This window comes from Methanofollis formosanus (assembly GCF_019633745.1).
Lineage (GTDB): Archaea > Halobacteriota > Methanomicrobia > Methanomicrobiales > Methanofollaceae > Methanofollis > Methanofollis formosanus.
In genome coordinates, this window is the sequence record NZ_CP037968.1 from 1,236,270 (window position 1) to 1,258,615 (window position 22,346).

Genomic DNA, 22,346 nt, shown 5'->3' on the forward strand with positions numbered 1-22,346 from the left:
GCGCTGCCCCCGGACCCCCAGGATGACGATAGGGCGGGGAAGGCACCATCAATGGACATGAAGGGGGGAGTGCCGTCTCCACTCTATCAGTCACGCGGAGGGATCGAGGGCGGCCACCCCCCGCAGTGCTGGCCGTCCAGAGGGTTTGCTATGAAATCGTTTTGATGCAGTATGCCTGAGGCGTGTTTTCCCCTCATGCCCAATTCTACAAAGCCGATCATTCGTTTCAGGGTGCTGTTCTCCTGCTGCAGCCGTGCACAGGGGGAGCAAAAAAGAAAGAAAGAAACCCCAGCCTATCGGTATGTACCTTCCTGAATGATGCGGAGATAGTCTCCGAACATATACCTTTTGTAGCGCTTGTTCCCGGTGATCTCGACGACGATCCCGGCGTCCTCAAACTTTTTCACCAGAGCGTTTGCAGTCTGGCGGCTAACACCAAGGGCTTCGGCGGCCCGTGAGATCGTTATCAAGGGCGTTTCAAAGAGCACGTCGATGAATTTCAGGGCGATCACGCCGCCGATATTCTTCTCAAGGAGCGTTGTCACCAGGTCGGACCTGAGGTCGATGATCTTTTTTGCCGTTTCAACGGAGTTGGTGGAGGTCTCGATCACTCCCGTGAGGAAGAAGGCGATCCATTTCTCCCAGTTCCCGTCGTACCTGACATCGTTGAGGATCTGGTAGTATTCCTGCTGGTGTTTTTTCAGATAGAAACTCAGGTAGAGGAGCGGCTTTGAGAGCATGCCCTTGTAGTAGAGGAAGAACGTGATCAGAAGTCTTCCCATCCGGCCGTTCCCGTCGATATAGGGGTGGATGGACTCAAACTGTGCGTGGATCAGGGATGCTTTTATGAGCAGAGGAATCTTGTCCTGCTGCTGGATGAACAGTTCGAGATTGTGCATCAGTTCGGGCACCTTCTCCGGAGGGGGAGGGACGTACAGCGCGTCCTGTATGGGGGTTCCCATGACACCGATCCAGTTCTGTTCGGTACGGATGGTGCCAGGCTTCTTGAAACCGCCTCTCGTTCCCTGGATCAGGAACCGATGGATTTCATTGAGAAGATCAACGGTAAATTCAGAAAAATCAAGTTCTTCCATGCCGTGTCCCATCGCCTTGATGTAGTTGACGACCTCCCGGACTTCGTTGATGTTTTCTTCCGGTTGCAGGTCGGCTTCGAACTCCAGCACACCGCGCAACGAAGCCTGTGTCCCTTCGATCTGCGAACTGAGCAGGGCTTCTTTCTTGATGTACATCGCCACGAACAGGTCAGGGTTCGGGAGCACCTGGATGACCCCGTCGAGCCGTGCCAGAGCGGTGTCGGCCTTCGAGAGCAGGAGGAGCAGGCTCTCATCGAGATCCAGATCTGGCGGTGGCAACGGTTTTGGAACGAATGCCGCATAGCCACCTTTTTGTGGGACGAATGTCCCTGCCCGTTCGCTCATCGTCTCTTCCTCATAGATCATATGCGCACTTCAGAGATATATGCCCGAGAATATGTCAAGATCTCTTACCTTAGAATGGGAGGGGTACCGGTATGTCAAGACATCTTGTCTTAGAATACAGAGTGTACCGGTATGTCACGATCCCCTGACTATGAGGTCATCCCAAAATTCTCCGGCCTTACCCTCGCAGAAGATAGCGATGGATGATGGTTGAAAGATCCTCATCTCCTCGTAGCACAAAGAAGCATCTATGGCGTTCCCACGCGCTCGCGCATAGGGACGGGGTGGTGATGGAGCGAGGTATCAATCAGTTCTCCTGTCTAAATATGGGAGATCAAACGACGAGAAATTTTCATCCCGTATGCTTGAGCCGGAGGTTCATGCCTGATTCTCCAGACCCGGAATATGGGATGACGAGGGCCGCATATGGAGATCGGGGCAGGGAGCGGCGACTCAGTGCGTCCACTCGATGACCGGGATCTCCGGGCCGACGGCCTTCATCACCGCATCCCTGAGATTGGCAAAATGCGGGCATGGATAGCCGATGGGATTTCCCTTGCTGATGCAGGACGCCAGCACAATCGCTTCCGCCCCCCGTTCGACAAGCATTTTCGCGCGCGGGATGGCCCGTTTTCCCGGACACCCGCCACAGGTCACGAATCCGACGATATCGACCGGCCCGGTCTCCTGAAAGGCACCTTTCCCCTCCCGTGTCACGATGAAATCCATCGTCCCGGGACAGACATCCTCCGTCATCAGACAACGGATAATCCCGACTTTCATGGATCGGAATCTGTGCTCCGTGAAAATATATGAATTCGTTCGGCCGCGGCCGACGAAGTGATCAGAATAAGAACAGAAGAAAACATTTCGAATGAAAACAGGCATGCGATAGCCGGGATTCGAACCCGAGTTAGTGGCTTGGGAAGCCACTGTCCTACCACTAGACTACTATCGCCTGAGCCATATTATGTTGGCGTTCCCGGATTATAAAGGTTCTTTCTCCACCTGTCCCCCGCGCCGGGCAGGGCGACAGCCTTAAGACGCCGGCGCCGCATTATATATACAGCACTGAACGGTGCTGGCTGACGTAAGTCCGACGTGCCTCACGGCACGGCCCGAAGTGGCTCGGGATTACAGAGAGGTCAGTAGCAATACTGCTCTTTTCTGGACTTACTCTGGTCAATGTGAGGTAGAATATGGCACGAATGCATGCACGGCGGAGGGGCAAATCCGGATCGGTCGCTCCGTACCGCACCGAGGCACCAGAGTGGTGTGGGATCTCTGCGGAAGAGGCCGTGAAGGTCATCATCGACCTTCGCAAGACGGGCAAATCCAGCAGCGAGATCGGGTTCATCCTCAGGGACAAGTACGGTATCCCTGACATCAAGCTCGTGGCCGGCAAGAAGATCGGCGAGATCCTCGAAGAGAACGGACTTGGCACCGAGATCCCTGAAGACCTCAGGAACCTCATCGCCAAGGCACTCGCGATGCGCAAGCACCTTGAGGAGAACAAGAAAGACCTGCACAACAAGCGGCAACTCCAGCTCACCGAGTCCAAGGTGCGCCGCCTTGTGAAGTACTACCGGTCGAGCGGAAAGCTCGCCGCGGACTGGACGTACAAACCAGAGACTGCCGAGATTCTCCTCTCCAGATAAGTCATGTCCATCCAGGCCGTTGCCGAAGAGGTCGCAGAACAGATCCGCGCCGCCGACTTCATCGAAGTCTACGCCCACCATGACGCCGACGGGATCGCCGCAGGGGCAATCCTCTGCCAGGCGATCCGCAGAGCGGGCGGGCGGTTTCGGCTGCGGGTGCGCCGCACCATCAGGACCGACGACATCGTCCATCCTGAGTCGACGCTCCTCTGCGACCTCGGCGCCGGCCTCGCCGACCTGCCCGAGAGCGTGATGGTCGTCGACCATCATGTCCCTCACTTCGAGGGGGCGTACCACGTCAACCCGCGCCTCGCCGGTATCGACGGGGAGCGGGAACTCTCGGCCTCAGGCACGGCATATCTCGTGGCGCAGGCGCTCGGCGACCACCGCGACCTGGTCGGCCTCGCCCTCCTCGGCGTTATCGGGGACAGACAGGAGTTCGTCGGGAAAAACCTGGAGATCCTCAACGAAGGGATCGCCAACGGCTACATCTCACCGGAAAAAGGACTTCTTCTGCCCGGACGCGGGATGCGCGAGGCCCTCGAGACCGCCGTCGACCCCTACATCAGGGGAGTGAGCGGGCGGCCCGAGACCGTGACCGGGATCCTCGAGAAGGCGGTCGGCGAGGAGGAGGTCTCAGAAGATCTCCTCCTCTCCCTCCTCGTGCTCGAGGCCGGCGGCGACGCCGCACCCTCGGTCTTTTCACGGCTTTACGGCAAACGCTACCAGATCGAGCGCGAGGTCGTCGAAGACGCCTGCACGCTTGCGGCGCTCGTCGACGGATGCGGCCAGGAAGGTCGGGGCGGCCTCGCCGCCTCGGTCTGTCTCAGGTCGCCCGACGCCGTCGAAGAGGCCTTCGCGGTTGCGGAAGCGCACCGGCGCCGCGTCCTTGCCGGTATCGAGGGGGCCAGACCCCTCGATAGAGACGGACTGGTCTACGGCGTCGAGGACGCGGGTGCCGCAAGCGGCGTGGCCGACTGCCTGGCCTTCGACCTCCGGCGGGACACGCCCGTGGCGGTCCTCGCCCCGCGAGACGACGCCTGGCAGGTCTCGGCACGCTGTCCGCCGGGAACGGATACCGACCTGGAGACCGTCCTCCGCGACCTCGCCGCAACCCTGGGCGGGTCGGGCGGGGGCCACCGAAACCGGGGCGGCGCCTCGATTCCCGGCGACCAGGTCGAAGCGTTCAGAGACGGGTTCATCAGGGCGGTGGTGTCATGACCGGCATCACCGGCCGGATCACCACGGAGAGCGCCCAAAGCAGGTGCGTCGCGGCCTCCCTCGCCCCGGACAATCTCTCCGGGATGGAGACCAGGGCAGAGGGCCCGGCGGTCGTGACCGCGGTCACCGGCACCCATCTGCGGTCGGTGATCGCGTCAGTGGACGACTATCTGATGAACCTCGCCATCGCCGAGGAGGTGTGTGCGGATGTCAGGAACGACGCCGACCACACCGGACGGCCCGGAGATATGGCAGAACTGGCTGGAGAACCAGAGCAGGAAATTCAAATCTTGAAATAAGGTGATTTCATGGCAAAGAGAAAACAGGTTGGAAAGCGGGTCGAGGGCTGGAAGGCCAAGTCCTGGTACAAGGTCTACAGCCCCGAAGCCTTCGGCAAGACCTATATCGGTGACACCATCTCCGCCGACCCCGAGAAAGTGTCGGGACGCGTGCTGCAGACCACGCTCGGCGAGATCACTCAGGACTACGGGAAGCAGCACATCAAGATGCGCTTCAAGGTGAACAACGTCGCCGGCGACGCGGCATACACCGAGTTCGTCGGGCACGAGATCACCCGCGACTACATGCGCGGGCTGGTGAAGAGAAAGACCTCACGGGTCGACTCCATTGTCCTGGCCACCACCAAGGACGGGAAGAAGGTGCGGGTCACCGTCACCTGCTTCACCATCAACAGAGCCGAGAACAGTCAGATCCACGCCATCAGGGCGACGACCATGAAGAACCTCCTCGATACGGCGGCCCAGTCCACCTTCGACGAGTTCTCCAAGATGGTCGTCTCCGGCGACCTGGCCAAGGAGACCTTCAAGGCCATCAAGACCATCTTCCCGGTCCGCCGGGTCGAGGTCATCAAGAGCAAGGTCGTGACCCCGGTCACGATCATGGCCTGAACACTCTCTTTTTTTCCGAACGTCCGGCTTCAGCGTTGCGCGGAATCGCTCCTGAAGCGAAAGCACGCTTCAAGGATACGTGATGAAAATATCATCTCAGAACGGGATTGATTCCTGACCCTCATCCGTGCGTTCGAGGAGCGAACCGAAGTCGAGCATCATGCCGCCCCTCGGCTATCTTCGTCGTGGGGGGTCCGGAGGGTTTCCCCCGGTGCGAGATGGTGGTGAAGACTCTTCGATTGTGGGCGGCACGCCTGATCACCACGCCTTCCTGCACCATACGCGCCGGGGGAAACCACCCCGAAGTGCCCCGGGCTCGACCTCCCCGGCGCCCTCCCGGACGCGCGCAGGCCCGCATCGGCAATCCAACCTTTCCCTCGCCGGGCCCGACGGCGCCGTCTCCGGCCACCGCATCTCGTGCAGAGGGGCGAACATTCTTCCCACAAAAAATTCCGAACCCCCCCTCTCCTCATCGAAGCGATTGAAAATACTCATAAGGCCCCGGGATGAGAGATGTACAGTTTCATGGAGAGCGGAGTTCAGGACTGGCTCCACCAGTGCTCGCTCCCTGACGGCACCGAACTCCAGGAGCACACCCTGAAGACCGAACGAAACATGATCATCGGGGACAGGTGCACCATCGACTACGGGCTGAAAGGGGAGGACATCATCGTATGCGAGTTTTGTACCCTCAACGGGAGCGTGATCGCGGACGGTGACGTGCGGATCGACAACTGGTGCGAGATCAACGGGGATGTGGTCGTGGCCGGGGACGCGTACCTCGGCGAGGGGGTGAAGATCCACGGCAGACTGATCGTGCAGGGCGACCTCGATATCGGGGACAACGTGCAGATCGACCGCGGCTTCGAGGCGAAGGGCTGGATCTCGATCCGCAACCCGATGCCGGTGATCGTCTACCTTCTCCTCTATGTGATGACCCTCCTCAAGATCGAGGATCCGAACGAGCTCGAAAAGGCGCTCTCAGATCTCTTCGGGGATGAAGAGGAAGACCAGAACGATACGGCGCCTCTTCTCATCCCGCCGAACGCGCGCCTGGACATGAAGGTCTTCTCGGTCCCGGCGCCCATGTGCATCGGAAGCGGGTGCCGCCTTCACGGCAACATCAAGGCCAACTCGGTGGAGGTGGGGAACGGCACCACGATCTTCGGGAGTCTGCGGGCGCACGGCGCCGTCGGCATCGGCACCGGGACGATGGTGCACGGCAACGTGGAGGGCGAAGACGAGGTCACGGTGGCGGAGAGGGTCCGCATCCTCGGCGACGTCGTCGCCACCTCCCTGGTCCTCCATGAGGAGGCGCGGATCGACGGGGTCATCAGGGCGCCCAAAGGAGTACGGATCGACCGAAACGCGGAGAACAATGGCGATGAAAGCAGCGGAAATTCTGGAACTGGACAGCCTGAACTTTGTTGAAGGATCGTTTGCAGACCTGACCGAGCCCGAGTCGGCCTGGCCGATCCTTGCCTGCCGGCCTGAGGAGGGCAGACTGCTCGTCGACGAGAACGAGGAGCTCCTCGCGGTCGCATTCCGAACCGAAGAAGGGTGGATCGCGGCGAGTTATCTCTTCCACCCGCCGGAGAGCGAGGTGATCGATCTCTTCGACGAGATCGACGCCGAGATCTATCAGGAGAGACGGGAGGTCTGGGCGGCGGCGATGCGGGAATATTACAGCACCGAGTTGCTCCGCACCGTCGGCCCGGCGATGGAGGACATCCCTCCCGACCGGCAGGAAAAGATCGCAGACCTCGTCGGAGAGGTCTGGGGGATCAAAGACGGCGAGGTCTGTCTGGACTGCTGCTGCGGTTCCGGGGTCGGCGCCGCCGCGCTCAGGTCCATCGGGATGCAGCCGCTGGCCTACGATCACGATCCTTCGCTGCTCGCCCTCGGGCTTGAGGAGAAACGGCTTCTGCCCGGGGAGACGGCCTGCATCGACGCCACCGCCGCGACGGCCTATTTCAGCCCGGCGCCGTACGGTGCGGCCTTCATGATGGGGACGATCCGTTCCTTCGAGGCCGGGATCTGGGAGGCGATCACCTTCGAACTGCTGGACCTCACCGACGAGACCCTGATCACCGTCGCCACCGAGGAGGAGATCGACCTCGTGGCTGAGTGGTGCCGGGAGGCCGGCAGGACGACCGAGGTCAGGGAGAACGCGCGGGATCCCATCTACGACCGCTGGGTCTGCCTGGCAAGAAGAGCGTGAGATGGAAAGAGGAAACCCTGTAGAACTCCTCTTCTAGAGGGTGGCTGAGGAGGGCGCAACCCTCTTTACGATCGCCCCTCCGCCTCCCAGCCCGATCTTCATCCCGGGGGTCAGGGGGAAGGCGTGGTGATCAGGCGTGCCGCCCTCAATCGTAGAATCGTTCCTGGAATCTCGCGCCGGGGGGTTGCACCCCCCGGAACCCCCCACGACGAGGATAAGTGGGGGCGGCGACGGAACAAGGTCTCCACCAATCCTACAAAAGCCAAACCAGATAAACCGGAGCGCCGGCCCCGGAAGTGACGCCTGTATATCGCAACTGACCGGCCCGGCGGATTTCTTTCAGAAAAGGGTTTCAGCAAAAATATCAGGTCAGGGGATCGTATTTTTTCAGCCTGTCGATCACGGCCTCTGCAGGTGGAATGACCTCCGCGTGCTCTCCGATGAAGGCCCGCACCTCCTCCTCACCCTGGACGATTTTCCCGCAGTCAAGCCCCTCGCCTTTGATCTGTGCAGCAAATGACCACGACATCTCTTTTCTCCTATCCTGGGGCTGTGTCGGTCCCCGAGTCATAGGGAGATATTCTCATCTTATAGTATAAGTAAGATTCTATTCTGGATACTTTTTTTAATCGGTTACAGAGAGTTTAAAATACACTCCCTGCCCCGATATGGACCTCGCCCGGATGACGCAGAATAGATCCGGGAGATCCTCTTCGGTCGGCCCCGAGACCGTACGAATCGAAGTCGAGCATCATGCCGCCCCTCCGCCATCTTCGTCGTGGGGGGTCCGGGGGTCTCCCCCCGGCGTGAGATTGTGGGAAAAGTTCTGCGATGAGGGCGGCACGCCTGATCATCACGCCCGCAGAGAGAGCGATCCAGATGATCTCAACAAAGCCCGGAGTTCATGCAACCGGATTGAAAGAGAGAGAGAGAAAGCAAAAGAGATGAGAGGTCAGGCCTCTTCCTTCCTGGCCTCGGTGCAGTCGATCTCGGCCACGATCTCAAGAGGATCGTCGCTCTCCCGCACCAGGTGTCGGACCAGCAGCAACCGCTCCACCCCGATGAAGTGCCGGGCCATCACCCCGGCGAGGTCGGAGAGTTCGATATGCCCCTGCTTGCGCCGGACCAGGCGGTGCTTCTGGAGCGTCTCGAGGACCGGTTCGGTGGTCCCGACCATCTGCTGCTCCATCCACCGCACCTCGGCCTCGTCGCCCTTGCAGACGATGGCGTTCGCGGCGAACTCCTCCGAACTCCCCTCGATATCGTAGACCGGGGCCACCTCCTCCATCTCGCCCTTGAGGAGGGCGATCGCCATCTCCTCCTCGGTCACCTTCGACGTCCTCGAGTAGGTGCCGCCCGGTTCGGCGAGGAGGACGATCCGCCCCTGGTCATGGAAGTCGGGCCGCCCGGCCCGGCCGAGCATCTGGTTGAACTCCTGGACCGTCAGCCACTTGATCCCCATCGCCAGGGAATCGAAGACGACCTGCGAGGCAGGGAAGTCCACCCCGGCCGCGAGGGCGGCGGTCGTCACCACGCAGGCGATCTTCTGCGACCCGAAGAGCTCCTCGACATGCCGACGCTCCTTTGCGGTGAGCCCGGAATGGTACGGCCGGGCGACATTCGCCCCGATGGCGTCGGCCAGGGTGTGGCACCGCGCCCTCGCGTTGGTGAAGACGATCGTCTGCCCCTGGTAGCCCTTCGACGACCGCCTGGCAAACTCCTCCCTCACCATCGACTTGATGAACTGCACCTTCTTCTTCCTCTCGCAGAAGATGAGGTGGCGGTCGAGCGGGACCGGCCGGCTGTCGTACCTGACCAGTTTTGCATTGAGTTTCTTTGCCAGCACATTCGGCGCCCCGATCGTCGCCGAGAGATAGAGGAACTGGGCATTCGGCGAGGTCTTTTTGATCCTCGCGATGAGCCCGTCGAGCCGGTGACCGCGTTCGGGCTCCTCCAGGTTCTGGACCTCGTCGATGACCACCGTCCCGACACCCTTGAGTTCCCGGCCGTTCCGGAAGATCGTGTCGACCCCCTCGTAGGTGCCGACGATGATCTGCGCCCGCATGTTCCGCTCGCCCACCGGCCGCGTCTCAGGGAGGTTGAGCCGGCTCGTTCCCGTCTGGAGCGAGACCGTGGCCAGGTCTTTGTAGCGCTCCCTGAACCTGAAGTACTTCTGGTTGGCGAGGGCGACGAGCGGCACCAGGAAAAGCATCCGCCCGCCCTTCTCGAGCAGGTTCTTCATCCCGGCCATCTCGCCGACGAACGTCTTGCCGCTCGCCGTCGCGGAGACGACCAGCAGGTCCTTCCCCTCGAGAAGGCCGCCGTTCACCGCGAGTTGCTGCACCGGCGTGAGGTACTCCACCCCGGACGCCTTCGCAAACGCCGGCGGGACCGGCACCTGCGTGATATGGCGGGTCTTGATCGGCTTCACCGCCTCCATCCGGTCGAAGAGCGTCTGGGAAGGATCACGCTGTTCGGGCTGCAGCAGCCCGAGCACCCGGTCGACGTCCTTATAGGTCTCCAGCAGCGCCCTGATATGCTGGAACGAACGGTGGCCGAACTGGCCCAGGTACCCCATCTCGCGCCGCAGTTCGCGTTCCGCACAGTCCATGCAGACCCGCTCGCGCCCGTACTTCACCCCGTTCTTCTTGTTGAGCACCGTGACCCGGTCTTCGAGCAGACAGGTCCGGCAGAGCGGGGCCACCTTCGACGAGACCTGGAAGTCGCCGAGAAAAGCCATGAGCGCGGGGTCGGGATTCGTGATCCAGATCGACGAGGTGCGGATGAGGTCGACGAGTTGTTTGGTCGCGACCTTCTGATAGTTTCGCCGTCCCGGTTTTCTGGTCTTGAAGTCGACCGGACGATACCCCTTCGCCGTTGACGTCAGCCCGAAAACACCGGTGTCGAGAACCTTCTTCCCATTATAGATGATCAGCCGGTATGACCCTCGCTGGGGGACGATGATGACCGTCATGGCAGAATCAGGTCGTGGATCACATAGGTGAGGCCGGCGGTCTCAAGCCTCTTGAGAAAATCGGTGAACTCTTCGTCGACGATGAGGATCGCGCACTCCACCCCGTGGAAGGCGGCCTCGATCACGCCTTCGCGCGAGCCAAAAGAGATGTCGGGCTTTCGTCCGATGCTTTTCATCACGACCGCCGCCTCGAGCCCGGCGATCCCCACCTGCTGCACGCCGGCCAGGACCCCCCGCACCCCGGCCAGGTCCATCTTCCTGGAACCGCCCCGCTCGATCCGCGGGACCTTGAGGACGTGCACCGTCCCCTCGGCATGGTCGATGAGCCCGGTGAGCCGTGCAACGCCGACGTCCTGCCCGGCCTCGGCGTCGGCGATCACCTCACCCATCGCACTCTGTTCGGTCTTCGAGGCGTAGAGCCAGCCGTCTTTCATGAAGACCCCGACGGCGTCGCCCTTGTGGAGGGGTTCGGCCGCGACCGCCGGCCAGACCCGCACCTTCTGGATCACGTCGCGGGTGACATGGCGGGCATAGTTCTCCAGCACCTCGGCGTTGGCAAGCACCCACTCGATCCCCTCTTTGGTGACCTCGTAGCGGCCCCTGCCGTAGGCCGAGACGAACCCGTCGTCGGCGAGTTCTCGGATGTACTCGGAGACCGCCTGGGGGGTCACTCCCATCTTCTCGGCGACCTCCTGCTGCCGAACCGCCGGTTGGTGCTCGGCGACCTCGACCAGGATCTGGAAACGGGTGATCTCCCGTTTGCTTCGGAGCAGTGCAGCCACCGGGTCTTCACCTGGTGTCTTCGACATACATCAGCCCCTGCCCCTTGACGTCGAGGTTCGGGATCCGTTTGGTCAGACCCTTGACATAGAGGGGAGATACACTGTACTTCCTGGCGATGTCGGCGATGGACGTGTTCCCGGCCTCCAACTCGTCCTCGACGTTGGTGACCATCGACCGCAGATTCTCATCCGTCGAGAGCGCCAGGTAGATGAGGTCGGCCAGATCGGTCATCGTACACTGGAAGTTCGCCCTGAACCCGCCATAGGTGGTCCTGAACTCTTTACTCGGCTTCTCGCCCGGTTTGGGCATCCGCCACTGTTCCTCGATGAGATTGCCCTTCTTCAGAATTGAGAGACACGGGCCGACGCAGGTACTGTCGCACTCTTCGCAGAGTTCTTGCTCGGTCATCCACTGCTTGTTTAAAAGTCCATAGATCTCTTTGAATTTCGGATTATTGAATGTCAACAAGAGAGGCACGATCTCAACGGGATCATTCACTATCCTGATATGACCTGTCACGCAAAACCCTATTTATATATCGCACTGTAACCCAATAAACCTTTGCAGGTCGCGCAATGCAAAACAGAGGTACCATTATCATCCGCGGGATCGTGCAGGGCGTCGGTTTTCGTCCTTTTGTCTATGCTCTCGCCGAGAAATACACGATATCAGGGTGGGTCAAGAACCTCGGGAGCAGGGTCGAGATCGCCGCTTCCGGTGCGCGCTTTTCGGAGTTCTGTCAGGCAGTGGCCGGGGGGACGCCTCTCTCGGTCATCGACTCGGTCGAGGTGCTGCCTCTCGACGAAGAGGTCGAAACGGGGTTTGTGATCCGGTCGAGCGGGACAGGGGCCCTGGACGGGCTGATCCCGCCCGACGTCGCCGTCTGCGACGAGTGTATCAGGGACATCTTCACGCCGGGCGGGCGGTACGAGGGCTACTGGGCGACCTCGTGCGTCAACTGCGGGCCGCGGTACAGCATCATCAGGAGCCTCCCGTACGACCGGGAGCGGACGGCGATGGAGGAGTTCCCGATGTGCGACGCCTGCGAGGCGGAGTACACCGATCCCGGGTGCCGGCGGCATCATGCCCAGACGATCGCGTGCGGGAGGTGCGGACCTGGTCTCGCCCTCCTCGGGCCTGACGGCGCCGACCTCGGCGGCGACGATCCGGTCGGCGCCGCCGCGGCGATGCTCGACGCCGGGGCGGTCCTCGCGATCCGCGGGGTCGGCGGGTTCCACCTCGCCTGCACCGAGGAGGCGGCCGGGACGCTCAAGGCCAGGTTGGGTCGGCCCGAACAACCGCTGGCGGTGATGATGACGGAAGACGTGGTGGACCGGTACGTCGACCCGACGGCGTGGGACCGTGAGGCGCTCACCAGCCGCGTCCGGCCCATCGTCGTGATGAAGAAACGAGACGCCGCTGCCAACCCCGGGCTCTCGTCACTCCACACCCTCGGCGTGATGCTCCCGTACACCGGGCTCCACCACCTCCTCTTCGCCCGCCTCGGCCACGACCTCCTGGTCATGACCAGCGCCAACGTGCCCGGGACGCCGATGATCACCGCAACCGCCGACGCCCTGGCCCGTCTCGGCGGGACGGCCGACGGGTTCCTGGTCCACGACCGCGAGATCGTGAACCGGTGCGACGACTCGGTGGTGCGGGACGGCCATATCATCAGGCTCTCGCGGGGCATCGCCCCGAAGCGGTTGCGGATCGATCTCGGCGAGCGGTGCATCCTCGGGGTGGGCCCCGAACTCAACGCCACCACGACGATCTACCGCCACGGCTTCACCGTCACCTCCCCGCATATCGGGAACGTGAGAAACCCCCAGACCCTCGCCTACCTGCAGGAGACGGTGGAGAAGATCGGCGGACTCCTCGGGGCGGAGTTCGAGGTGATCGCCCACGACCTCCACCCGCGGTTCCTCTCGACGCGCTACGCCCGCACCCTCGCGGAGGAGACCGGCGCCGAACTCGTCGCCGTCCAGCACCACCGCGCCCATATCGCCGCCACGACGCGGGAGGAGTGCGTCGGGATCGCCATCGACGGGGTGGGCTACGGCAACGACGGCACCATCTGGGGCGGCGAGATCTTTGCCGGCGCCGTGCCCGACCTTGAACGGGTGGCCCACCTGGAGACGGTCGGGATGCCGGGCGGCGACCTTGCGACGCGGTTCCCGGAACGGATGCTCTACGGCATCCTCCCCGGCGAGCGGACTTTTGATCTTCTGGCCGCCCGCGGCTGGGGCGAGACCGAACTCGGGGTGCTGGCCCGCCAGGTCGAGCGGGGGTTCAATGTGGCGCAGACCAGCAGCACCGGCCGGGTGCTCGACGCGGCGTCCGCCCTCCTCGGGATCTGCCGGGAGCGGACCTACGACGGGGAACCGGCGATGAAACTGGAGGCCGTGGCGGCGCAGGGCACGCCCGAAACCTGGAACCTCTCCTTCGGGCGCGACGGGAGTTGCGAGATCCTCGAGACCTCGGCCCTCCTCACGAGAGCCTTCGACGCCTACGAGGCCGGGACAAAGGTCGCCGACATCGCCGCCTCGGTGCAGTACAACCTCGCCCGCGGGCTTGCCGACCTTGCGGTGAGGACGGCGCACGACCGCGGGATCCGCAGCGTCGCCCTCTCCGGCGGGGCGGCTTACAACCGGCAGATCAGGGAGACGATCCGCTCCACGGTGGAGGGGGCGGGGCTTGACCTTATGGTCAGCCGCGAGTATCCGCTCGGCGACGGGTGCATCAGTCTCGGCCAGTGCGTCTGGGCCGGGACGCTTCGTGCTGAGCGGTAGGGGGACAAAGGAAAATTCAACTCTGAAGAGAACCTCAGGGCGGCGTGCTCCTGCTGAAAAGAGATCGGCACTCTCTCGTCCAGGTTCTATCTCCGGGGTCATGATATCAGGGCGGCGTGGTGATCAGAACGTGCCGCCCCCTCATCTTCGAATCTGTTCTGCCGTCTCGCGAAAAGATAGGACGGGGGACGGCACGAAACGCATGATCCTGCTGAGAGTAGATCGGTGCTCTTCTGTGCGGGTTCTATCTCCGGGGTCATGATAACAAGGCGGCGTGGTGATCAAGGACGGGCCGCCCCCCGTCACGACGCCTGTTCTGCCGTCTCGCGAAAAGATAGGACGGGGGCGGCGAAGAGTGGTGTGCTCCTGCTGAGAGTAGATCAGTGCTCTTCTGTGCGGGTTCTATCTCCGGGGTCATGATATCAGGGCGGCGTGGTGATCCGAACGTTCCGCCCCCCGTCACGACGCCTGTTCTGCCGTCTCGCGAAAAGATGGGGCGGGGACGGCGAAGAGTGGCGTGCTCCTGCTGAAAAGAGATCGGCACTCTCCCGTCCGGGTTCTATCCTCAGGGCCATGAAAACAGGGCGACGTGGTGATCCGAATGTGCCGTCCCCTCATCTTCGAATCTGTTCTGTCACCTCGCGAGAAGATAGGACGGGGGCGGCGAAGGGTGGCGTGCTCCTGCTGCAAAGAGATCGGCGCTCTCCCGTCCCGGTTCTATCTCCGGGGTCATGGCACCAGGACAGCATGGTGATCCGAACGTGCCGCCCCCGATCACGGGATCTGTTCTGTCGTCTCCCCCGGGGGAAACCCCCAGGACTCGAAGCCCTCCGGTCGTCCCCTCACGACGAGGATAGGCGGGGGCGGCGGTTGAACAGGGTCTCCGTCTCTTCATCTGTCCTGAAAAGAGAGAGCAAGCGACGAGAAATTTTCATCAGGTATGCTTGATGCGTGCACCCCGTTCATGCCCGGTTCTCCACAGCCGGATCGAATCCGCACTCTGGGAGGGGTCGGATATCGGCACTCGGCGGAGCGTCACCGAATAGTATATATTAGATCTGTCGTCCAGATGCTGCCATCATGTCGAAGATCCGCCAGGTTTTCATCCTTTTCATCATGACGGCGGCGATCGTTGCCGCCGGATGTACGCAGTCCACAGCGGAACTGCAGGCATCCGCGATCCCGCCGGTGAATCTGACCGTCCCGTTCTCGCCCATCCCGGTTCCGAGTTCGGAAGGCGTCAATCTTGCGTACGAACTCGAACTCTCGCCGACCGGAAACGAGACGCCCGTACCGGAAAGGGTCGAGGTCGTCGATCCCGCCACGGGAGAGAGCCTCTGGTCTCTTGAGGGGGATATGCTGGCCGCGCTCTACCATCCGGTCGCAGACCCGCCGCCGACCGCGGCGGAACTTGAGAATGGTACGGGAAAAGTGCCGGTCCCGAGAGTCTCTCTCTGGTTCAAGGTCAGTCCGGATGCCGTGCCCGACCGGCTCGTCCACAGGCTGACCCTGAACCAGACCGGGAGCGGGCTGTCGCCGGTTACGCTGGATGGCGGCGAGGTTGCGGTGCGCACGGATCTTCGGCCGGTGGTGATCGGTTCTCCGATGCGTGGCGCCGGATGGACGGCAATCGAGAGCACGGCTCCCATGACTCATCATTTCCTTGCTCAGATCACGATGAACGGGGTGACCCGCGTTCCCCAGCGGTACGCACAGGACTGGATATACCTGGACCCGGAGACGGGGGAGGCGGTTGTCGGGAACGCGACGCTGGCAAAGAACTACCTGGGATATGGCAGAGAGATCTATTCGGTCGCCAACGGGACGGTGGTGGATGTCCTGGACGGTCTTCCTGATCTGGAGACCATTTATTCCGCCCCGCCGGCCACCGTCGAAACCGCAGCCGGCAACTATGTCATCGTCGATATCGGGGACGAGAAATATGCCTGCTATGCCCATATGGCTCCGGGCTCGGTCAGGGTCGAGGAAGGCGACACGGTTGCGGAAGGGCAGGTGCTGGGGCAGGTGGGCAACAGCGGGAACTCCGATATCCCGCATCTCCACTTCCAGGTCGTGACAGATACGCCTTCGTTCCTGGGGGCCGAGGGGTATCCTCATGTGTACCGTTCGTTCGATGTGATCGGCGGGATCAACCAGACGCTTGCAGAACAGAAAACTTCGGAACCTGATTATTCGATGAACCGGTTCTGGTCGGAACTCGGGGACTTTGTCGTCTTCTCCCCGCAGTCGATGTCCCGGGAGAACGAACTGCCGGAAAATTTCGCGATCGTCCTGCTCCCCTGATCGCATCCTTTTTTTTGTTTTTTTCCTGCGGGATCTGCCGGGGAACTCCGTTGAGTATGGTATCCCGGCGGTGTGGAAGAATTTTGAAGGAGATTTGAGTTTGAGGGAGGTCTCAAGGCCGGACGCATCATCCTGATGTAGAGGATGTTCCCCGAGTGCAGATCCCCCGGGACTCTCTGGAGGGAGGTGCGCTCTCGTCGCGGGGGTGGTCGGGGAGATTGTGAGATGGGTGAAGGGTGGGTGGGATGCTTCCCACCTCCTGATGCGGCGGTGGTGAAAATAGATAGTATTAGATATCACCATCTCTATTGATCGATCAGTCATGGTCGGGTGAGCGTGGTGGCAGGTGAGAGGACGAGAATGGTGGGGTTCAGGTACAGCGGGAAAATCCCCCACACCCGGGGAATTCAAAATGGTCGTCCTGATAAAATTGATTTTCAGGGAATTGTTCGCGATGCAAATAAAAAAGGGAAAAAGATCTTCAAAGAATCCCGCATGATGAGTCTAAACCTGAAATAAAAGGTCTGGTTCATTTGAGATCTGAGCACTCCTCTTTTTCCGGGTGCAGGTACCCGGAGATCTTCGAGATTTTGCATCATACCGATTACTTTGGGGAAGAAGATGGGCCGTGTTCCTGCATCCTGAAAAAATGCGTCTACAGCAGGGAATGGGACTATGAGTACAATGAGTATTACTCCCGGACTCTTTTTGGGATCGATGCGGCGCTTGGTATCCTGAAGGGCATTGTGGAGAATCCTGAAGAGAGAAATTTCTCCGAAGAGATAAAACGAAACCTTGCATCGATGAAAGATTCCGAGAGGGAGAGGATCAAGGGAATCATTGATCACTTCCCCTTGAAAGAGATCTCAAATCATATCTCTCGAATATCCTTGTATACAAAAGAAGGACGCGAGCCCAGGTATCTTGGATTCGTCGATCTCTCTCCTTTCGGGGTTAGTGAAGTTTATATCAGACCGCCGTTGTGGATGACCTCTCCTCATTATTATCTCCCCTGTGAGAGGATTTTTTTCCCGGACACCGCCCTGAGGCTCAAAGAAAATAGTGCAGAAATGGTCAGTTGTGTGCCGTTCATCAAAGTCCAGGCCGAGGTGGCGGTATGTGCACAGTATGCGGTACGGATGGCACTCATGATCCTGTCTCAGCGACCTCCGACGGTGCCGGAGATCGTCTTCGAAGCGAGCAAGACGGCGCTGAAAGGTGGTCTGGATCGTCATCAGGAAGACGGGTGGTATGATGATGAGATCAAGCAGGCTATTGAAGACAAGGGATATGGGGTCCATGAACTGGGGCACTGTGAATATATCAGGTGCGAAGAATGCGGTGCGGAGTTCAACCTGAACCCCCGCCTCAAGAGTCCGGATCTTGAAAATATTTATGCGTATGTGGAATCCGGCATTCCTGTGATTTTAGGAATCAAAGATACGAGTTACTTGCCCTGGTGGCCAGATGAAACCGAGGGAGAAGCACATGCAATCGTTGCAATAGGACATACCATTTCTGATGACAACAGGATCGACGGTCTGATCGTACATGATGAAAGCACCTATCCGTACCAGGTGCTGTATGAAGTCCTTGATAACGGGACTCAGATAGAAGATATGATCGATTCTGCAATTATTCCTGTCCCTCGGGAGGTTGTCGTCGAGTACCCTGTTGCAAAGGGGATATTCAATGAGATCATAGGGCATCTCCAAGAGAACGGGATATTGCGTGATATTCTGTACCGGCCTATTCTCGTCGATGCGCATCATGCAAAGAGGATGCTTGGCGAGGAAGGAAAGAGGGCGGGCATAATGGATTGCACTATCCCGGTCGATGTGAGAGATGCGTTTTTGTCTGCCTATATGGGTCGGTATGTCTGGCTGTTTGAGTTGCGGTACGATACGGGTGACGAGCATTACGAGTATACCGGGGATATTCTGATCGGAACGAAAGATCCGGTATGCATGGGGATGCATGTCCCGGAGGCAGGGATATATGCATATTATGAAGATGAGCGGGCTGAGGGGTTGACGTTCAACGAGTATTCTGATGATGGTGAGTGGTGATCGTGATGGGTTTTTTTCCAGAGATAATATCGGGATCCTGTACCACATCATACGATTTCTGGGCTTTGTAGAATCGGGCATGAGCCCCGGGCTCAAGCATACGCGATGAAAATTTTCTGAGCTGCGCTACGGTGTGTGGGCGGGATCCCAATCCTCGCGACAGAACCTTTGGAAGATCTGGTTTCATCGCCGCCCCCCGGCTATCCTCGTCGTGGGGGTCCGGGGGCAGAGCCCCCGGCGCGAGATTGCGGGAAAGATTTGGCGATTAGGGGCGGTCGATCCATCAGAAGAATTTTCTATCCTCTGCGTATCGGCTTCAACGTGATATGACGAGTTCAAATGCTCATGCAAACCTGAAGAGAGGATCGTCAGGATCATTTTCATGGTAAATCATCTTGATGGTTCTCTTCGACGGGGGGCTCGCCGCCCCCCGAACTCCCCGCGCGAGCGATAGGCGGAGGACTGCAACCCCCCTTTCATGGCCATTGATCCGCCTTCCGCCCTAATCTTCATCATGGGGGGTCCGGGGGCGGAGCCCTCGGTGTGAACAGGAGGGAAGGCGATGGGTGAAGGTCACAGGGGGGTTGAGGTGATGAAAAGAGGATGTTTTCTACAGAGCCGATTTCTGGTTCTCTCTTCATCGTAAGGAGGATCGATCATTCATTCCACAGGCAGGAGCATGGTCAAATAAAAATCAGCATATTTATCGTGTGGAAGGGACACGTCGATCATGTTCTGTCTTCAATCGGCCACCACGAGCAGGAGAATCTTCTGTGACGGTATATTATACCACTCTGGATGAGATCGAAGAGGGCCTCTCAACAATTTTACCCGACAAAAAGTATCGAAAGAACTGTCTCTCTGTATTTGCCGAATCGATCGTTGAAGCGAATTCATATGGCAGGAACAGGTGGGGGGTCTATTGTTTCCGCGATGGTGCCCGGATAGGTGTCCGACTCCTGGTGGGCCATCTCATCGTTTTTACGATAGACCGGGACGGGATGTGGCTGTCTCTGGATAAAACCCTGCTGGATGAGAGCAAAGATATGCGGCATCTGTTCGACCGGAGAGAGGACTGGCAGTGGGGTCGAGGAGAGTACTCTGAGTATCAGGTGGTCAGATCGCGGAACGGATATTATATCCCTTCGAGCACGGATTTTGATCTCTGGCCGTTCATCCGTCAGTTTCACTTTGCCTATATCAAACGTTGTGCACAGCGATATGACCGGTTGGACCCGAGGAGCCAGCAGCATCACTCCCCTGCCCTCCTGGCGTATATCAGAAAAGAACTCGGGCAAAAGATCCCGGGTCCAGAATATGGGGCGGAGACTGGCGATACTATTTTTCAGGAGATGGAAGAGTTTCAGAGGAGATACCGAGAACTGCCTGAGACCGAACGTGCATCTCTGGTTCTGAGTCGTATCGGGCAGGGGGTGTTCAGGTCAGATCTTAAGAACTACTGGAAGACCTGTGCGGTGACGGGATGTGCGGAAACTGAGTTGCTGGTCGCATCTCATATCAAACCCTGGAGGGATTCGGATAATTTCGAACGCCTTGATGTCTATAATGGGTTATTGCTTGTTCCACAGATCGACCGTGCTTTTGACAGAGGATATGTGAGTTTTGATGACGGGGGGAAGATCATCATCAGTCGAAACCTCAGCGATGGCGACAGGAAGAAGCTTGGCATTTATCCTGGCATGAGACTGAGGACGGTGGAGAAGAATCATCGTCCCTATCTGGAATACCATCGGCAGAAGATCTTCATAACATGAACATTTCATTTCTGGAGAAATCTTTTTGCTGTAGATCCGATCGCGTTCGTCTTCCCTGGATCTTGAACGAAGCGGTATCATCGTCTCACTTCGCAGATCAAATAATTTTTATCTAAGAAATATTAATTTGATCGAGGTGCAGAGCGGCATGAAACGTGAGATCCTCCTGGAGCACGCATCGACGATCCAGGACGAACCGATGGAGCACGGGATCGTCCTCGACAGGGATGGGGAGGTATGCACCCGCCTTTCTGGCGGGCGGTCGTCGATCGTCTTCGATCACCGGACCCTCCATGCCGTCTGCCACCGCGTCTTCATGCACAACCACCCGCGGGGCGGTGCCTTCTCCACCGCGGATATCTGGACGGCCTGCGCTCTCTGCATGCGGGGGATGGTGGTCGTGACGCATGGGTGTGTCCACTGCCTCGCCCCACCGGGCGGGCGGGACTTCTTCTGCCGGGACGATTATGCCGACATCGTCCGCTGCTATCGTTTCCGTTGCCTTACGGCGGACCTCTCGAAACGCCTCCGTCCGCCGGATCGGGTCTGGAAGGCGGTGGCTGCCGACATGGACCTTGGATACTGTGCGATCCCCTTTCAAAAAGAGTGAGATGGGTGACCTTCGTCACTGCTCGTAGGCGATGAGGATCTTGCCGAGTTTTTTCTCTTCTTTCTGGACGTCCCTGATCTCATCGTCGGAGAGGTCGGCAAATGCCGGAACTTTCTCGTAGGCCACGAGGATGGTCCCGAACTCTTCCTCGAACTTCCGGAGTTTTTTCAACTTCTCGTCAGAGAGGTGTGCATAGGCCGTGCATTGCATGGGTCTTCACCGATCCATCCACTGATTTCATAAGATTTATATCTTTTATACATCGTGGTTGATATATCCCAACGGCACTGGCGGCCGGGCCGATCGGCCACGGCGGGTGGGGGGTGGAGACCTGGATCCCTGCGAACCGTCCTTCTTCAGAAAGCCATGGCTCACTCTCTGGTTCTCGGTGCAGTGCCGGTACCCCGACCCTCCGGGGCAGTACACCCTCGCCTGCACCCTTCACGACCTGGTCGGCGCCGTGAAAGAGACCTTCGACGGCGGCGGGATGTCGGCGGGGACCTGCGGGAGGCGGGCCCCGAAGTTCAGGACGAAGGTGAAGGGGACCGACGACCCCTGCACCGTCGAGTATCTCATCCTGCCCCGTGCATCGTACTCGCTCCGCGACCTTGCCGCCGAACGGCGGGCGCTCGTGGTGGCGAACCGGATGCTCGCCTCGCGGTCGGGGGCTCGGTTCAGGACGGTACCGCTTGCCTGTCTCGGCTACGACGACGCGGGCGAACCGGTGGGACGACTCAGTTTCGGCCCGCTCTCGGTGCGGTACCTGATGCGGGACCGCGTGCGGTCCGGGATCGACGACCTCTTCTTCGACAAGTTCTACTTTTACGAAACCGTTTTCGAAGCGGTCTCGAGGCTCAAGCACACCGGTCTCTCGGAGTACGCCGCCGGATGGGTGACCGACGTGGAGGCGGTCATCGACGAAGAACTGGCACGCGGCGGGTGCGACCGCCGGACGATCGAGCGGCGGGCCCGGGAGGTGGACAACTTTCTCCGCGGCGTCCACCGGCGGCACCGGATGCCCCGTGTCTGGTGAATTTTCTGGAGAGCCGGGCATCAGGAACCGGCGATGGATATTCTCCGATGGGACGGCACGTTCCTGATCAGCACGTCACCCCGTGCCGTCCCCCGTCCTATCTTTTCGCGAGATGACAGAACAAGTTCGGTGAAGGGGGACGGCATGTTCTGAACATTACGCCGTCCTGTTTTCATGACCCCGGAGATAGAACCGGCATGAGAGAGAGCCGATCTGTAGCAGGAGCACACCACTCTTCGCCGTCCCCGTCCTATCTTCTCGCGAGACGGCAGAACAGATTCGATGATGAGGGGGCGGCATGTTCTGATCAGCACGCGGTCCTGGTGCCATGACCCCGAAGATAGAACCTGGACGGGAGAGTGCCGATCTACTCTCAGCGGGATCATGCGTTTCGTGCCGTCCCCCGTCCTATCTTCTCGCGAGAAGGCAGGACAGATTCGATGATGAGGGGACGGCACGTTCTAATCACCACGCCGTCCCAGCTGTCATGACCCCGAAGATCGAACCAACATGAGAGAGAGAGCCGATCTGTAGCAGGAGCACACCACTCTTCGCCGTC

20 protein-coding genes and 1 tRNA gene are annotated in these 22,346 nt (G+C 59.8%); 13 read left to right on the top strand and 8 right to left on the bottom strand.

Annotated features, from left to right (window positions below):
* Nucleotides 1-293: 293 nt before the first annotated feature.
* The 3 genes from E2N92_RS05570 to E2N92_RS05580 form a co-directional block, all read right to left on the bottom strand.
* A complete protein-coding gene (locus E2N92_RS05570; RefSeq protein ID WP_246589329.1) occupies nucleotides 294-1,460 on the bottom strand; it encodes a Fic family protein in 1,167 nt (388 codons plus the stop codon).
* A 432-nt stretch (nucleotides 1,461-1,892) separates the two neighbouring features.
* Nucleotides 1,893-2,222, bottom strand: a complete 330-nt coding sequence (locus E2N92_RS05575; protein WP_220682698.1) for a CGGC domain-containing protein — start codon at nucleotides 2,220-2,222, stop codon at nucleotides 1,893-1,895.
* Between the two features lie 104 nt (nucleotides 2,223-2,326).
* A tRNA-Gly gene (locus tag E2N92_RS05580) sits at nucleotides 2,327-2,397 on the bottom strand.
* A gap of 241 nt (nucleotides 2,398-2,638) precedes the next feature.
* Between E2N92_RS05580 and E2N92_RS05585 the strand changes: the two genes are divergently transcribed.
* The 6 genes from E2N92_RS05585 to E2N92_RS05610 all read left to right on the top strand — a co-directional run bounded on the left by E2N92_RS05585 (nucleotide 2,639) and on the right by E2N92_RS05610 (nucleotide 7,447).
* The gene (locus E2N92_RS05585; RefSeq protein WP_220682699.1) at nucleotides 2,639-3,097 is read left to right on the top strand and encodes a 30S ribosomal protein S15; all 459 of its coding nucleotides are present in this window, start codon (nucleotides 2,639-2,641) and stop codon (nucleotides 3,095-3,097) included.
* Between the two features lie 3 nt (nucleotides 3,098-3,100).
* Nucleotides 3,101-4,318: a DHH family phosphoesterase gene (locus tag E2N92_RS05590; RefSeq protein ID WP_220682700.1), complete on the top strand. Its 1,218-nt coding sequence runs from the start codon at nucleotides 3,101-3,103 to the stop codon at nucleotides 4,316-4,318.
* Nucleotides 4,315-4,617 carry a KEOPS complex subunit Pcc1 gene (locus E2N92_RS05595; RefSeq protein WP_246589330.1) on the top strand — a complete coding sequence of 101 codons (303 nt, stop codon included), beginning with the start codon at nucleotides 4,315-4,317 and terminating at the stop codon, nucleotides 4,615-4,617. Before E2N92_RS05590 ends, E2N92_RS05595 begins: the two co-directional genes overlap by 4 nt.
* A 9-nt stretch (nucleotides 4,618-4,626) precedes the next feature.
* A complete protein-coding gene (locus E2N92_RS05600) occupies nucleotides 4,627-5,226 on the top strand; it encodes a 30S ribosomal protein S3ae (protein ID WP_220682701.1) in 600 nt (199 codons plus the stop codon).
* Nucleotides 5,227-5,751: 525 nt separating this feature from the next.
* On the top strand, nucleotides 5,752-6,657 hold the full coding sequence (locus E2N92_RS05605; protein WP_220682702.1) for a polymer-forming cytoskeletal protein: 906 nt from the start codon (nucleotides 5,752-5,754) through the stop codon (nucleotides 6,655-6,657).
* Nucleotides 6,611-7,447 (top strand): class I SAM-dependent methyltransferase, encoded by an 837-nt coding sequence (locus E2N92_RS05610; protein ID WP_220682703.1) that lies wholly within the window; start codon nucleotides 6,611-6,613, stop codon nucleotides 7,445-7,447. Before E2N92_RS05605 ends, E2N92_RS05610 begins: the two co-directional genes overlap by 47 nt.
* 364 nt (nucleotides 7,448-7,811) lie before the next feature.
* Here E2N92_RS05610 and E2N92_RS05615 read toward each other — a convergent pair whose 3' ends face one another.
* The 4 genes from E2N92_RS05615 to E2N92_RS05630 form a co-directional block, all read right to left on the bottom strand.
* Complete coding sequence (locus E2N92_RS05615) at nucleotides 7,812-7,976, bottom strand: hypothetical protein (protein WP_220682704.1); 165 nt, start codon at nucleotides 7,974-7,976, stop codon at nucleotides 7,812-7,814.
* 423 nt (nucleotides 7,977-8,399) lie between these two features.
* The gene (locus E2N92_RS05620) at nucleotides 8,400-10,421 is read right to left on the bottom strand and encodes a DEAD/DEAH box helicase (RefSeq protein WP_220682705.1); all 2,022 of its coding nucleotides are present in this window, start codon (nucleotides 10,419-10,421) and stop codon (nucleotides 8,400-8,402) included.
* Nucleotides 10,418-11,230, bottom strand: a complete 813-nt coding sequence (locus tag E2N92_RS05625) for a DUF7839 domain-containing protein (protein ID WP_220682706.1) — start codon at nucleotides 11,228-11,230, stop codon at nucleotides 10,418-10,420. The genes E2N92_RS05620 and E2N92_RS05625 overlap by 4 nt, the downstream gene beginning before the upstream one ends.
* Nucleotides 11,211-11,723, bottom strand: a complete 513-nt coding sequence (locus E2N92_RS05630) for an ArsR family transcriptional regulator (protein ID WP_220682707.1) — start codon at nucleotides 11,721-11,723, stop codon at nucleotides 11,211-11,213. The genes E2N92_RS05625 and E2N92_RS05630 overlap by 20 nt, the downstream gene beginning before the upstream one ends.
* 56 nt (nucleotides 11,724-11,779) lie before the next feature.
* On the opposite strand from E2N92_RS05630, the gene hypF reads away from it, so the two are divergent.
* The 6 genes from hypF (at nucleotide 11,780) to E2N92_RS05660 (ending at nucleotide 20,754) form a co-directional block, all read left to right on the top strand.
* Complete coding sequence (gene hypF / locus E2N92_RS05635) at nucleotides 11,780-13,996, top strand: carbamoyltransferase HypF (RefSeq protein ID WP_220682708.1); 2,217 nt, start codon at nucleotides 11,780-11,782, stop codon at nucleotides 13,994-13,996.
* A gap of 1,080 nt (nucleotides 13,997-15,076) precedes the next feature.
* Nucleotides 15,077-16,300, top strand: a complete 1,224-nt coding sequence (locus E2N92_RS05640; RefSeq protein ID WP_220682709.1) for a M23 family metallopeptidase — start codon at nucleotides 15,077-15,079, stop codon at nucleotides 16,298-16,300.
* A 339-nt stretch (nucleotides 16,301-16,639) separates the two neighbouring features.
* Nucleotides 16,640-16,819: a hypothetical protein gene (locus E2N92_RS05645; RefSeq protein ID WP_220682710.1), complete on the top strand. Its 180-nt coding sequence runs from the start codon at nucleotides 16,640-16,642 to the stop codon at nucleotides 16,817-16,819.
* 14 nt (nucleotides 16,820-16,833) lie between these two features.
* Nucleotides 16,834-18,369, top strand: a complete 1,536-nt coding sequence (locus tag E2N92_RS05650) for a C39 family peptidase (RefSeq protein ID WP_220682711.1) — start codon at nucleotides 16,834-16,836, stop codon at nucleotides 18,367-18,369.
* 773 nt (nucleotides 18,370-19,142) lie between these two features.
* Nucleotides 19,143-20,144, top strand: coding sequence for an HNH endonuclease (locus E2N92_RS05655; protein WP_220682712.1), 1,002 nt, complete (start codon nucleotides 19,143-19,145; stop codon nucleotides 20,142-20,144).
* 148 nt (nucleotides 20,145-20,292) lie between these two features.
* Nucleotides 20,293-20,754, top strand: a complete 462-nt coding sequence (locus tag E2N92_RS05660) for a hypothetical protein (RefSeq protein ID WP_220682713.1) — start codon at nucleotides 20,293-20,295, stop codon at nucleotides 20,752-20,754.
* Between the two features lie 15 nt (nucleotides 20,755-20,769).
* Here E2N92_RS05660 and E2N92_RS05665 read toward each other — a convergent pair whose 3' ends face one another.
* Nucleotides 20,770-20,964 (bottom strand): hypothetical protein, encoded by a 195-nt coding sequence (locus E2N92_RS05665; RefSeq protein ID WP_220682714.1) that lies wholly within the window; start codon nucleotides 20,962-20,964, stop codon nucleotides 20,770-20,772.
* 58 nt (nucleotides 20,965-21,022) lie between these two features.
* Here E2N92_RS05665 and E2N92_RS05670 point away from each other — a divergent pair, with 58 nt between their 5' ends.
* The gene (locus E2N92_RS05670) at nucleotides 21,023-21,787 is read left to right on the top strand and encodes a hypothetical protein (protein ID WP_220682715.1); all 765 of its coding nucleotides are present in this window, start codon (nucleotides 21,023-21,025) and stop codon (nucleotides 21,785-21,787) included.
* Nucleotides 21,788-22,346 lie beyond the last annotated feature (559 nt).

What these genes read in the sequence shown, in the direction of transcription:
- E2N92_RS05570 (WP_246589329.1), bottom strand. Translation starts at nt 1,460, where the DNA reads ATGATCTATGAGGAAGAGACGATGAGCGAACGGGCAGGGACATTCGTC.
- E2N92_RS05575 (WP_220682698.1), bottom strand. Translation starts at nt 2,222, where the DNA reads ATGAAAGTCGGGATTATCCGTTGTCTGATGACGGAGGATGTCTGTCCC.
- E2N92_RS05585 (WP_220682699.1), top strand. Translation starts at nt 2,639, where the DNA reads ATGGCACGAATGCATGCACGGCGGAGGGGCAAATCCGGATCGGTCGCT.
- E2N92_RS05590 (WP_220682700.1), top strand. Translation starts at nt 3,101, where the DNA reads ATGTCCATCCAGGCCGTTGCCGAAGAGGTCGCAGAACAGATCCGCGCC.
- E2N92_RS05595 (WP_246589330.1), top strand. Translation starts at nt 4,315, where the DNA reads ATGACCGGCATCACCGGCCGGATCACCACGGAGAGCGCCCAAAGCAGG.
- E2N92_RS05600 (WP_220682701.1), top strand. Translation starts at nt 4,627, where the DNA reads ATGGCAAAGAGAAAACAGGTTGGAAAGCGGGTCGAGGGCTGGAAGGCC.
- E2N92_RS05605 (WP_220682702.1), top strand. Translation starts at nt 5,752, where the DNA reads ATGGAGAGCGGAGTTCAGGACTGGCTCCACCAGTGCTCGCTCCCTGAC.
- E2N92_RS05610 (WP_220682703.1), top strand. Translation starts at nt 6,611, where the DNA reads ATGAAAGCAGCGGAAATTCTGGAACTGGACAGCCTGAACTTTGTTGAA.
- E2N92_RS05615 (WP_220682704.1), bottom strand. Translation starts at nt 7,976, where the DNA reads ATGTCGTGGTCATTTGCTGCACAGATCAAAGGCGAGGGGCTTGACTGC.
- E2N92_RS05620 (WP_220682705.1), bottom strand. Translation starts at nt 10,421, where the DNA reads ATGACGGTCATCATCGTCCCCCAGCGAGGGTCATACCGGCTGATCATC.
- E2N92_RS05625 (WP_220682706.1), bottom strand. Translation starts at nt 11,230, where the DNA reads ATGTCGAAGACACCAGGTGAAGACCCGGTGGCTGCACTGCTCCGAAGC.
- hypF (WP_220682708.1), top strand. Translation starts at nt 11,780, where the DNA reads ATGCAAAACAGAGGTACCATTATCATCCGCGGGATCGTGCAGGGCGTC.
- E2N92_RS05640 (WP_220682709.1), top strand. Translation starts at nt 15,077, where the DNA reads ATGTCGAAGATCCGCCAGGTTTTCATCCTTTTCATCATGACGGCGGCG.
- E2N92_RS05660 (WP_220682713.1), top strand. Translation starts at nt 20,293, where the DNA reads ATGAAACGTGAGATCCTCCTGGAGCACGCATCGACGATCCAGGACGAA.
- E2N92_RS05665 (WP_220682714.1), bottom strand. Translation starts at nt 20,964, where the DNA reads ATGCAATGCACGGCCTATGCACACCTCTCTGACGAGAAGTTGAAAAAA.